Annotated in this window: 7 protein-coding genes; 2 read left to right on the forward strand and 5 right to left on the reverse strand. The window is 39.3% G+C overall.

The genetic code is table 11. The features are described from left to right. Window positions 1-255: 255 nt before the first annotated feature. Both AC2JBO_RS21085 and AC2JBO_RS21090 read right to left on the reverse strand, forming a co-directional pair. Window positions 256-1,785, reverse strand: coding sequence for a protein kinase domain-containing protein (locus AC2JBO_RS21085; protein WP_496955612.1), 1,530 nt, complete (start codon window positions 1,783-1,785; stop codon window positions 256-258). 150 nt (window positions 1,786-1,935) lie between these two features. Next, window positions 1,936-2,160: a hypothetical protein gene (locus AC2JBO_RS21090; RefSeq protein ID WP_496955613.1), complete on the reverse strand. Its 225-nt coding sequence runs from the start codon at window positions 2,158-2,160 to the stop codon at window positions 1,936-1,938. Between the two features lie 553 nt (window positions 2,161-2,713). On the opposite strand from AC2JBO_RS21090, the gene uvsE reads away from it, so the two are divergent. Next, window positions 2,714-3,664, forward strand: a complete 951-nt coding sequence (gene uvsE, locus AC2JBO_RS21095; RefSeq protein WP_496955614.1) for a UV DNA damage repair endonuclease UvsE — start codon at window positions 2,714-2,716, stop codon at window positions 3,662-3,664. 397 nt (window positions 3,665-4,061) lie between these two features. After that, window positions 4,062-4,850: a DUF928 domain-containing protein gene (locus AC2JBO_RS21100; protein WP_496955615.1), complete on the forward strand. Its 789-nt coding sequence runs from the start codon at window positions 4,062-4,064 to the stop codon at window positions 4,848-4,850. Here the strand turns inward: AC2JBO_RS21100 and AC2JBO_RS21105 are convergent. From AC2JBO_RS21105 to AC2JBO_RS21115, 3 genes are all read right to left on the reverse strand, one after another. Beyond that, window positions 4,847-7,471: a CHAT domain-containing protein gene (locus tag AC2JBO_RS21105; RefSeq protein WP_496955616.1), complete on the reverse strand. Its 2,625-nt coding sequence runs from the start codon at window positions 7,469-7,471 to the stop codon at window positions 4,847-4,849. The genes AC2JBO_RS21100 and AC2JBO_RS21105 overlap by 4 nt on opposite strands. A gap of 132 nt (window positions 7,472-7,603) precedes the next feature. After that, a complete protein-coding gene (locus AC2JBO_RS21110) occupies window positions 7,604-10,834 on the reverse strand; it encodes a two-partner secretion domain-containing protein (protein WP_496955617.1) in 3,231 nt (1,076 codons plus the stop codon). 17 nt (window positions 10,835-10,851) lie between these two features. Then, window positions 10,852-13,839, reverse strand: a complete 2,988-nt coding sequence (locus tag AC2JBO_RS21115) for a two-partner secretion domain-containing protein (protein ID WP_496955618.1) — start codon at window positions 13,837-13,839, stop codon at window positions 10,852-10,854. Window positions 13,840-13,866: the final 27 nt, after the last annotated feature.

The following is a 13,866-nucleotide window of genomic DNA, read 5'->3' on the forward strand; positions in this document are numbered from 1 at the left end:
GCGAAACCCTTGATTTTTCAAGATTTTTAGGGAACGAATCAGCCCTGCCGCGTGGAAGGGGGGAACAAGAGCAGTTTTAAGCCCCCCTTATTAAGGGGGGTTGGGGGGATTTTATTTTCCAACACACCAAAACTTTTGACATGAACCACTACTATTCTATGTAATTAATTTTGGCAAGTCAGCACCTCACGAAAACTTGGTTTGAAACGGGCAAGGATGCCCATTCCACAAAATAGTTGATTAAATTTTGGTATCTTAGTACTTATTTATAATTATACTGTTAGCTATAATATCGTGGAGTGCTTGCTTCTTTTGTGTAAAAATAGCTACTATGTAACCAATAAACAACAGCAAAGCCGAAATGGTTTTACTCCAGTATCGAATGTTTGCCTGAGCGAAGGTTAAACGATTTCCCGAACCGTTGGTTGCAATAATTCGCAGGGGCATTTTTCCTATCGTTGCTTGTAAGCTTGAACTTTCTAACCATACGAAATACAACCATTGCAAAATCAGGGTGATAATACTTGTAACTTTTGCAACTGGAAATGACGGAGGGTCTGAAACTACGAAAACTATTAATAGTCCTAGTAAACCACAGGTCGAGACGAAAAAACCTCCAAGCATTGCATCATCAGTTGGAGTAGTCGTAATTTTTGCCTTTGGGATAGAATCTGGTAAAGTTGCCAACTGGGGAAATAAACTAATCAGTATTGAACCCACAATCCCACTAATTACCATTGCACCGATTACTAATATTACATAGTCAATTAAGTAAGCTAACGAACGCTTCCAAAATCCAGCATAAGAAAGCGTGCTATTATTAGGCGCCTCTATTTTATTCGATTTATTTGATGGGTACGTAGTTAAGTTTTTATCAATTGATACAAGACAATCTAAAATATGATTTGTGTCTTTGGGTCGATTACCGGGAAACGGCGCCACTAAATAATCGATTAAGTTACCAAATTGTTGAGATACGTGGGGAGCATGGTTTCGCCAAACTAATTCACCCGTTCGAGGGTCTTCAGGAAAAGAATTCGCAGCTCTACCTGTGAGTAAAAATATAAAAGTACGTCCTAAAGCATAAAAGTCAGACTGCGGTACTGCTTTACCGTTCATTTGTTCGGGAGGAGTGTAACCTAGGGAAACAATACCTGTAACTTCTTGTCCTGCAAGCTTTTGCATGAAAGTTTGGGTAATTTCCCTGGCAGTACCAAAATCAATCAAAACTAATTCACTCCCTTCATTCGAGTTTTCTAAGGAGGAGTTTCGCAGCATAATATTTGCTGGTTTGATGTCACGATGGAAATATTGCTGCTGATGAACTTGATGTAGAATTTGAACAAGTTGTTTTAACCAATTAATTGCCGTAAGTTCGCTAATAGGTTGGTAACTCCTTTGAAGTCGCATATATTCATCCAGGTTTACCCCCTCAATTTTCTCCATGACCAAACAGTAGAGTGGTTGCTCACTGTCTCTAGGTAAATATGTAAAGTACCCATCAGACTCAACCTTGGGAATACCTTGGTGTTGTAACCGACTTAAAACCAAGCTTTCTTGTTGAAATAGCTCAATTGCTTTGGGAATATTATTAGTCAGGACTTTTAATACTTTGGGCAATCCTGAATCATCAACTTCATAAGTTATACCAAAACCTCCCCCACCCAGCACTCGCACCACTCGATAGCGCCCATGCAGCAGCAGTTCGGAACCACAAGCTTGACAATACAGAGGTTTTCCCGTGTTTTCTTTTTTTGAACAGTTGGGATTTATGCAGTAGCTCATGTATTGTTATGTTGCTACAGTTCCTAGATTATTACAACAATAATATACAACCACAACTCCTTATCGTAAACATTTCTTCTCTCTGTGTTCTCGGCGCCTCTGTAGTAAAAAAATATTATACCACAGAGACACAGAGGTCGCAGAGACTCCTTAAACCTTAGATATAGATGTTGGTTTCAGGAATAACCACGCTACAAAGAAAGTTGCTGCTGTGAACAACTGTGTCAAGTCTAATGCAGATAAATACCCATCGGAAAATGAAGCGATGCTTCTATCGGTTATACCAAATACCCAAGACGATACGCCAAACAGCCATATACCATTCTTAAGATTCCCGACAAATTCATTCGAGCCAGTCGATTGCTGATTATTCATAATTTCCTATTTTTTCGTATAAGTTGGCAAAATTCACTAATTACACCCAATCCGTAAAATTAATCTCTGTAACATAACTTGATAATGATATTGCCAAGTATATACTTATATTAATAAATATTTTATTAACTTGACATCACTACCCATCGGTACATGTATATTTTTTCAAACTCTGTCTTTAGGTTAGTTCTGGCTAGTCAAAAAATTTCACAAAGTAAACTATCTAGACTAGACAAGGGTTTCCGCCTCTTACGTCCTTAACAGCCCACAGCAGGAGTAGTTTGTATATTGCACCCAGGTATCACTTTTTTGATGCTATTCTAATCACTGGTATTCTGGATTGGTGTTACCAATGTAACAAATATAGTAATAAATCTTAATTTTTTAACATATTTATTAAGTGCGGCGCCCGCAATGCAGAACAGGAAGAAAACAGTTGTCGTTGGGAAATATATACTTCAGACCTCAGATTCTGTCTTTAGATACTGATTGCTTGCGGTTAAAAGCTTGTCTAATAAAAGCTGATAGCCAACACCGAATCACAACAAGCCTTATGACTGCAACCCAGACCAATACATCAAAATTAGAGGTTAGACGTAAGCAGATTACGCCACAATTGGGATTGGTTTGCATCACGTCTTCCAAAGATGTGCGGTATAAAACAATTACGCGCACACGCTATTTACAGTTAACCGAGAACTTAAAAGCACGTACTTTAGATGAACTTTACCGTGAGAATTTACGGCGCCTGCATATCGCGTTAGAGTATTGTAATAAAAGTGGGATAACTTTATATCGAATGCCTTCGGGATTATTCCCACTCAGTGATTGGGAAGATAATATTGGTGCCACTATCCTAGAAAATATGGGAACCGACTTAGCGCGCGTTGGTCAAAAAGCGACTAAATTGGGTGTAAGAGTCGTGATGCACCCCGACCAATTTGTCGTACTAAGCTCAGATTCACCGTTAATAGTCGAATCAAGTATTAAAATCTTGACAGGACACGCACACACTTTCGATTTAATGGGTTTACCACAGTCACCTTGGGCATTAATGAACATTCACGGTGGTAAATCACAGCGCGCGGATAATCTAGTAAATGTTGTTTTGCAGCTACCTGAGAATATCAAAAACAGATTAACGTTTGAAAACGACGAGAACGCTTACAGCAGCAGCGAAATACTAGATGTGTGTCAGCGTACTGCTGTACCAATGGTGTTTGACGCGCACCATCATATTTGCCATGAAAACTTAGATTCGTATGATGACCCCAGTGTTACAGAAATGTTTTATGCCGCACGTGAAACCTGGGAAAATCCAGATTGGCAATTAATACATATTTCTAATGGGGAAGAAGCATTTAAAGATAGAAAACACAGCGACTTAATTAATTCTATGCCTGAAGTGTATCGAGAGGCGCCGTGGATTGAAGTTGAAGCCAAGCAAAAAGAAGAAGCTATTGCAAATTTACGTGATTGGTGGCTTGATATCAAACCCCACTGACTTTTTTGAGGCTTAATGGCAGGCGAGTAATATAATATAGTATTAAACATAAACTCCTGACCTTGGATTTTTGATTTGATTAATGCAATTTTTACTCTGATTTGTGAACCACGGTTCACACTTTGATTAACAGGTTTATTACAAGCATCTTAAATACGGAGAGAACAGTATTAATCGACACAGTTAAACACGGGATTGCTTAACATCATAGGCGCCAATCTTCCTAAAACGTATTCGACTTTAGTCGAAAGTATAGAATGGCATTTATGAAGAGCGTTCCAGAGTGAAGCGCAGGTGCGTAAGTTTAAGTAATATTGCTAATATCTGGAATAATAAAGCTAAGGATTGTAGTTAAATGTAACCGATAGAATACGAAAAATATAGCCGGATATAGCTGATGTTGTTAGATAGTAAAAAAGGTTTATTTTTCTTTTTGTGGTTACTCGTTAGCTGGACAAGCTGTTCGATACCTTCTGTTGCATCTACAGGAAAGCAAACCGAGCTAGACCAAACTCAAGCACAAACTAATGTACCCCAGGAAGAGAAAGACCCTCCAAGTAGGGGAACTCCGGATGCAAGGGAAGGGACAGGAAGCAGAGGTGACTGTGGTTACAAGCAGGGTATGATGCCACTAACTCGTGTGGTAGGTGGTAGTCAATTGAAGTCAACGGTAAGTACACGTCCAACTGTTTGGGTTTATGTGCCTTATACTGCTACTGATGCTAAGTCAGGAGAATTTTCTTTACAGGATGGGGACGTTGAGTTATATCGCACTCGCTTTCGTTTACCAGAAAAAGCTGGAATTATTAGTATCAGTTTACCATCAACAGTTCCAGCTTTAGCAGTTGGCAACTCATATCGATGGTATGTTGAGGTTAACTGTCATGGCGCCTCCGATAGAGGAAATTTATCTACACCAGCTTCGATAACAGGACTTATACAACGACAGTCAATACCAGAAGAACTGGCAAAGCAACTACAAAAAGCAAGCAGTCCTCTAGAAAAAGTCTCTGCTTATGCTAAGTATGACATTTGGTACGAAACAATAACGGAGTTGGCGCAATTACGTTTAAAAGAGCCACAAAATCCTACTCTTAAAAAAATGTGGGTTGAGCTTTTAAGCGCTAAAAAAGTTGGTTTAGAAAGCATTTCTAAAGTAGATATAGTCGGCAATGTTGTTAATTAAAGCCAATTTCCTACCAAAATAAACGACGCCCAATGATAGGGACGATTATAATCTCGGCTTGAGGATTCTTTCAAAAACTTAATTTGAGCGTTTCTCAAGGCTTCTGCTTTTGTAACTTGCCCTACATTGAGTTGTTGGTAAAATTCAATCATAAATTCGGCGGTGGATGCATCATTAATTTGCCACAATGATGCTAGGGTAGTACGGGCGCCTGCTCGAATTGCTACACCTGCTAGTCCTAATGCTGCTCGCTTGTCTCCAGAAGCTGTTTCGCAAGCACTCAGAATTAGTAATTCAATTGGCTTACCACTTCTTTGGTAATCTAAACGCAGTAAGTTATCTAAATCTTTGACTTTTATACGTCCATTCCAGTCTAAAATATAAGTCTGTTCAGGATTAGAGCTAAATTTACCATGAGTTGCCAAGTGAACAATGTTAAAACTTGTGCTACTAATCTTATTATGAACGTTATTTTGAATGAAGAGTTGATTTTCTAGTGTCTGATTACTTTGTACCTTCTTCTTAATTCCAGCTAATTCTAATTCGACATTATCTATTGCTCCTAGTCCTTCTTTTTTAAAGCTAGGAGCATCACTGGCGCCTGCAATTAAAACGCTGACGTTAGAGCGCTGTAATGGTTTAGCTTCGAGTAATTGTAAAGTAGGAGTGACGCTGACAGCATATCTTTCGAGTAAATATTTGTGTCCGTCATAAAGAACTGACATTGGAATATTTCGCAATGAGCCATCTAAAACAAATACTAATGTTTTTATCTGGCTTTGTTCCCGCGTAGTAGTGGCGCCAAGTTCTGCCTCAAAAGGTTTAATTAACCAGTCATATAATTGTTGTGCTTCTGTTTTGACTTGTTTTAAGCTGGTGCTAGGTCGTGTTAAAGACTTTTGCAGTTGTGTTACTGCTGCATCAACTTGTTGCTCTGAAACATTTGGATGTGCGTAGTGACGTAAATTATCTGAACCTGGTAACTTGAGTATAACCTCTAAACGGTTTTGTAGAACAATTGGATAAATAACAGCAGCATTTGGGTCTAAATCATCAATACTTACTTGTTTTGGTTTGGCACAAGCATCTCCAAAAAAGTTATCTAACTCTGCTAGTTGTAGCGCTTCCATTACCTGACGAGCTTGGATAAGATTATCCCTGCTTTCTGAGCGCAAAAGCAATTCGACTAATTGCCGATATACTGGTTCTACACTTTCTCGGAAGGAAAATTGAACTTCTGGACTCAGAGCAACTAAATCACTGCGTAAACTACTGAGATTATTAAATGCTTGAGTGTAATATTCAACAGCTTGTTTGTTGGCGCCTTGGTGTAAATCTGTTTGTCCTTGAAACAATCTTCCCATTTGCCACTGCCACAGATAGCTGATATCTGGTGCATTTATTCCCTGTGCAAGGGATAATGCAGTAGTAGTAAATTTTTTTGCATTCGACCAGTCTTTGCTGTTCTCGTATAATGTGCCAAGAGTGCCAAGTGCATAAGACTCCGCGCGTTGGTCTTGCAATGTTCGAGATTGATTAATTGCCGTCTCTAATACCTGAATAATATCTTGATAATTATCTGCTTTTTCCAGCTTCATCAAGCTTTGAGCAAAGTTGACGCGCGCGTAAATAGATGCTCGACTTGCAGGTAATTGATTAATTGCAGCATTAACTTGATTAATTAACGGTGAAATAGATGTAACATCATTAGTATCAATTAACACTGCAAGTTGATTGAGTTGCGCTTGAATATTGGTAATGGGCAAAGCTGCAACTGCTGCGGCTTTTTGATAATATTCTAAACCTTTGTGTCTGTACTTTTGTATTTCATCTATATCTTTTAATGCTTCTGCTCTGTTAGCAAAAGCTATTTCTACATTTCCTAAATTGAGTAAAGCTGTACTTTCTTCTTGGGGTAAATGCAATCTTTGAGCAACAGCCAAAGCGAGAGTTAAAATTTCAGTCGATTTTTCTAAGTCTCCATCAAATCGGCGAATATTACCAAGGTTAAGTAAACCTGATACTTTTAGAGGAGAGTCTGGTTGTTGATATAATTGCTTTTCGGCGTGAGTTAATAACTTCTCCGCGCGACGGTAAAGTCCGAGAGTTTGCAACGAATTAGCTTGATTTATCTGGCTACCAATAACACTGATTGTATCACCAGAAGAAGCATAAAATTTTTGTGCCGACGTAAAGCTTTTGAGTGCTGCTTCAGTTTGTCCCTGTGCTAGTTGCCAGTTTCCAAGACTATTAAGAACTTGCGCGCGGACTTTATATGACTCTCGTTCAGACGGTAATTTATCTAATAAATCTAAACTTGTGTCAATTTCTGCTTTTGCTTGCTGCCATTGCCCAAGTTTTTGCTTCACCAAAGATAGTAAGCTTAATACCTGAGCTTGATTAAGTGTGTTACCAGAAGCTTGATAAATATTAACAGCCTTTTCTAACAACTGCGCTGATGTAGAAAATTGTCCAGCATCATAATATTTTTTACCAGACTGCACTAAAGTTAAAGCTGATGTTAAGTTACTTTGCGGCAATGCAACCGCAATTAACGGAATAACCAAGCTGAATGTTAGCCCAAAAATACCAAGCAAAATCAAGTATAGCAGGCGCCTCATAATTTACCCCCTTTTAAAAGAAATATTAATTTGTAGGTTGGGTGGAGACTTTGCGGAACCCAACAAGAATAGATTATTACCACAGAGACACAGAGTTCACAGAGGAGAGAGGAAGAGAGGCGCCTCATAATTTTACCTTCCTGTTTGGCAATTTAAAGGATGTAACCAAGTACCATTAGGCGCCACAGTTACAGGTGTTGCCGTGAGTATTACATCACCGTTTGCATCAGTTAACCAACCTTGAGCTTCAATAATTGTTGTGGATATTTTTGGTGAGGTGCGTGGTAAATTGTTAGTTATTGTTGGTTTTGTAGTATATGGTTCTAATATAGCCCAATCTTCCCAAGCTGCATTTGCACTAACAATTCCATAAGGAGAAGTAGGTAAACCACCTCTACCAGTAACAGTAAATTCACTACCAATAGATGCAACACAAAGATTTTGGTTGATTAACCTAGAAGCATCGACTATTTCTGTGGGTAATTCTAATATTCCGCGACTAGGGTCAGTATCAGGTGTATTAAGATTTATTTCGCCATTTAACGAAGGATTGGTTTGAGAAATTGCGGTAATGTTGCTTGTTTGTAACTGACTTGGGTCTAGTTTTTGTGGGTCAGTTGTTTGCAATAACCGCTCAAGTTCTTGACGACTAAGTGGTTTTAGCCCAAATATACCATTCGCGTTAATATTCACCTTGCCACCGCTACCTTGAAAAGCGTTTGCCGTAATGTCGCTGTTGTCGTTTGGAGGAGCGACGATGAATTTAGCATTAATATTTATATCACCACCATTTCCTCCTGAAGAGTTAGTTCCAGCGTTAGTGGAAATTTTGCCACCGCGACGCAGCAGTAATAAGTCTTGTATTGTGAAGAAAATATTACCCCCATTTTCTGCAAAATTTGTAGCGGTAATAGTACCTTGATTGTCTATATTAACAGAACGTGCTTGTATTTTTAAATTACCTGCAATCCCAGTTCCAAGATTACTTACGGTTACTTCTCCTCCATCTCGAACAATCATCTTCCCCGTTTCCAGCTTCAACTCTCCCCCAGTACCCTTAGCATCTGGAGCAACCGCAGCAGTTATTTGACTTTTAAAGTTACCATTTGGGGATGTACCAGTAACCTCTATAGATTCCGATGCGCGAATTTGCAATCGACCTGCGTTGCCTTCTCCATATGTAGCAGATGAAACTGTGGCGCCGTTTCTCACACTTAAACGTTCAGTTTCAATTCTTAATTCACCACCGTTACCTTTGGGCAAAACTTTAGTTTCGTCAGGGTCAATTTCAACACCCGAATTTATCCCTGTTGCAAAAAGGTTATTATAACCAAGAGTGTTAAATACCTCTATATCTGAAGCACGAATAAATAATGTCCCAGCATCACCTTGTCCGAAAGTGGCAACTTGCACTTTACCGCCATTACTAACACTTAAGCGTTTTGCTTCAACAATCATGTTACCACCCCGACCTCTACCCCCAATATTTACCTGAGCAAACAAACCAGCAGGATTTTCAATTTTTCTATAAACAACTTTTCCGCTTATTTCTACTGAGTCAGTAGCGCGAACCTTTATACTTCCTGCGTTTCCTCTAGCAAAAGTAATGCTTCCAATTTGACTGTTAATAACACTCATGCTTCCAGTATTAATGGATATGTTTCCAGCATTACCTCTACTATAAGTGTTAGCTCCTATTGAAAGTAGGCTATTTTGGGCTAGTAATTGTTTGGCGTTAATCTCTATGTTTCCAGCATTTCCTTCCCCACCAGTTATTGCTGCAATAGTACCTTCATTTTCAATTAATAACTGGTTTGTGTTAATATTTATATTGCCTGCACCCCCTTTACCAAAAGTGCTGGCACTCAATAAAGCGTCATTAGTCACAGAGAGAGAGTTTGTACTAATATTAATATTTCCACCTTTACCCAGAGCATCAGGCGCCACATTATTGAAGGCACTGTAGGCGCCACTAAAAAATCTTCCGGAAGGGCTACTGCCATTAAACGTTGCCCGCTCGCTTGCCTCTATTACTAAATTTCCTGCACTCCCATTTCCGTAAGTTTCGCTAGAGAGTTCTGCTCCGTTGTTAACTTCTAGTACCTTAGTAAAAATTTGTACGGCGCCACCATTCCCTCTAGCACCTTGCTCTACACGGCTATAAACAGCACTTGCACCTCTTTCATCCGCACGGGCGCCACTGAGTAAAACACGCTCTGCTGTAATTACAACATTACCTCCATCTCCAATGCCAAAAGTACTTGAACTTAACTGGGCGCCATCGGTAACTACTAAGGAATTGGTATTTAACTTGATGTTGCCTGCCTTGCCAGTAGCATTTTCTCGGACATCATTTGCCATTCGGGTATCATCTCCCGTCATGCGAACTTCCCCAGTTGCATTTACTATTAAATCACCACCTAGACTTTTATCAGAACCCAAGGAAGCAGCAATACCAGCTCTAAGTTGACTTCCGTTTTTAAGAGTAATGTTGTTAGCAGTAATGCCAATATCTCCACCATTATTCGACCTAACATCTATCCCCGAACGATTGGCGGATGCCTTATTATTAAATACTATATCTGCTCGTTGAACCGTGTCTGGAAAATTTAAACTGCCGTTTTGATTCAACCCTATGCTTCCAGTTCCCGCAACGGCGCCAATTTCTACCCGTCCACCACGAGCAATTAACCGTCCATCATCTACTGTGACATTTCCCCCTAGTAATAAGAGTGTCTGACCGTTCGGTACTTGCAGTCCATCGGTTGGAGTTCCCTGAACCGTTCTAGTTACTCGTGATTGAGTGATAATACTTCCTGAATTTGTTTGTTCGTTGAAAAAGAATGCTGAGGGATTGATTGTTAATAAAGGTTCTGGCGCCTGGGGATTAATAGCACTAAATTCGCCTAGTAAGCCAAATTTGATACTACTAGCTGTAGTCGCATAAAATGAACCTCCCACATCCAAACTAGCATTTTTTCCAAAAATTATTCCATTGGGATTGATTATAAATAAATTGGCGTTACCATTTACACCCAAAGTACCCAATATATTTGAGAGGTTATTACCTGTCACTCTACCCAAGATATTATTTATTCCTGAAGGATTTGAGAAATATACTCGTTGTCCATCTTTGATATTAAATTCACTAAAACTATGAAAAATGTTACTTCCTCGAATGGCGCCACCATTTATTTGGTCTGCCGCAGCACCTTTAATATTTACATTGGGAGTGATTATTGAACGTTCGGCGCCTAATGTTTCATCTGGGATAATTTGAGCAAGAACATTATTGGAAGAAAATGTAATCGCTAACCATCCCAATAATATATGTAACAAAAAAGTATTTTTAATGTCGTTCATATGCTATTCTCCACAATTTAGCAGCTTGGTGAATGTAACCAACTACTTTTAGGCGCCACTGTTACAGGTTTTGCCGTGAGTATTACATTACCATTTGCATCGATTAACCAACCTTGGGCTTCAATAATTGTTGTAGATATTTCTGGTGAGGAGCGTGGTAAGTTATTAGTTATTGTTGGTGTCCCTTTGATAGTATATGGTTCTAATATCGCCCAATCTTCCCAAGCTGCATCTGCACTGACAATTCCATAAGGAGAAGCAGGTAAACCACCTCTACCAGTAACAGTAAATTCACTTCCAATAGATGCAATACAAAGGTTTTGGTTGACTAACCTAGAAACATCAACTATATCTGTCGGTAATTCTGGTATTCCCCTGTTGGGGTCAATACCAGGTTTGTTAAGATTTATTTCACCATTTAACGAAGGGTCGGCTTGAGAAATGGCGGTAATGTCACTTGTTTGTAACTGACTGGGGTTGATTTTTTCTGGGTCAGTAGTTTTTAATAACCGTTCAAGTTCTTGACGACTAAGTGGCTTTAGCCCAAATATACTAGTGGCAAGAATATTCACCTTGCCACCACTACCTTGAAAAGCATTCGCGGTAATATCGCTGTTTTCTTTTGGGAGAGCAACGATAAATTTAGCATTAATATCTATATTACCGCCATTTCCTCCTGCTTGGTTAGTCCCCGCGTTAGTAGAGATTTTGCTTCCGCGACGCAGGAGTAATAAGTCTTGTACCTTGAGGATAATATTGCCACCATCACCAGTTCTGGTTTCAGCACTTATTTTACTTTGGTTGTCCAGGTCAATTGAACCAGATGTAATTTTTAATTCGCCTGCACTTCCTGAACCGAGACTGCTAACAGTTATTTGTGCCCCATCTTGAATTTGAAGATGCCTACTATTAATGTTTACGGCGCCAGCAGTAGCAGTGGAGGAAGCAGTGGCACTTGCAAACAAACCACTTGCAGGTTCTTGTTTCACAAATACTAACCCATAAAACTGGGAACCAAGGATTGTAATGGGTATGTTGTTAGCATTTTGACTGATTTTACTTAATCGCTCCTCAAAACTCGATTCTCTACCAGAAAGGGTTATACGCTCGCTGGCATTGAGAATAATATTACCTGCGGGTTTGGCGCCTCCAGTACTAGTAATAATTTGACCACCGTTAATTGCTTCAATAACTTTTGCATTTACAAATATTTTGCCAGCATCTCCATTTCCTTCGGTTTGTGCTGTCAAATTTCCGGCTTCTGATATACGCAAAGTATTTGTATTAATTATAATATCGCCAGCAAGACCTTCAGAAGCTGTTGCTGTTCCTAATCCACTGTTAAATCCAGTCTTTAAATCAAAGCCAGAAATCTTAACCCAATCAGAAGCATTAATATCAATATTGCCTGAATTACCTTTTCCTAAAGTACCAGTGACTATCATAGCTCCATTTGTTAAGGAAAGAGAGTTTGCCCTGATACTGATGTTACCCCCTTTACCACTGTTGACAATTCCTGGTATCGGGAATACAGAATTAAATATCCCGGTTGGAACTACAAGATTATCCCGTGAGATTCCAAGAAAGTCAAAGATGGGTAAATTATTGCTTACCACTACTCCATCAAAGGAAACTTGACCCGATTCAATCGTCACATTTCCCGCATTTCCTAGCCCCAAGGCAGGACTAATCAGCGTAGAACCACCACTGACCCAAACAGAATCAGCAGCATTGATTTGAATATCTCCAGCATTTCCTTGACCAGTAGCAAAGCTTCCTAGTTGAGAAAGATTCGACAAGAAAAGCTTCGGAGCCTGTATCTTAATGTTACCCGCATTCCCTGGACGTAATGGTTGGACAACGCTGTAAATTAAACCGTTTGACAAAGAAACCACATTGCTAGCTTTGATGTTAATACTGCCAGCATTTTCTTGCCCGTTAATCAAAGAAACTATCGTCCCCTTTTCGCTAACTTCCAGCGACCCTGTATTAATAGCTATATTTCCTACGTTTCCTAATGCGCCTTCTAGTACTTGAATTGTGATTATACTAGGAGAACCGCTAAAGTCAGTACCAGAAATTCTGACATCATCTGTGGCATTAATTTTTATATTTCCGGTTTGAGTTGCAACTGACTCCAAACCTGGTGTTATCGTAGCAATGAGCTTGCTTCCGTCTAAAATATCTAAATTTTTAGCGTTAATTACTATATTGTCACCACTTCCAGTGAAGATGTTAATTAAGGCTTTATTAAGGGATATATCTGCTCGTTGCACATTCTCAGGGTAAGTCAAATGCAAGTTAGTGCCATCTGCACTTACCCCAACAGTTCCTGCTCCTGCCAAACCTCCTAACTCGACTCCACCTCCCTGCAAACTACCGCCATCTAATCTGACATCACCACCTGCTAACGCCAAGGTTCTTCCTGGCTGGACTCTGAGACCAAAAACTGATTCATTAATAATACTTCTGGAATTGGCGCCATATTGAATTCCTATCGGTAAATTTATAGTTAGTAATGGTGGTGTTTGAGGATTTGTGGCACTAAATTCAAAACCATTGTCAAAAACAAAACTATTACCCGTACTTCCTATAAATGAACCGCCAATATCTAGACTGGCACCCTTCCCAAAAATTATTCCGTTGGGATTGAGTATAAATAAATTGGCGTTACCATTTACACCCATTAAACCTTGAATATTTGAGGGGCTATTACCTGTAACTCTACCTAAAATATTATGTATCCCTGAAGGATTTGAGAAATATACTCGCTGTCCATCTTTAATATTAAATTCACTAAAACTGTGAAAAAGATTACTGCCTCGCATGGCACCACCATTAATTTGGTTTGCCACAGCACCTTTAATATTTATATCCGGAGTGATTACTGAACGTTCGGCGCCTAATGTTTTATCTGGGGTAATTTGAGCAATAACACAATTACTATAAGTAAGAAGAAATGCAAGTTCTGTAGCTAAAAAAAGTTTTATTGTGGTGCTTTTCATCAGCTACCTCCTTTATCTAAATTATTG

This window comes from Calothrix sp. CBUCES-K 9914, from assembly GCF_059640475.1.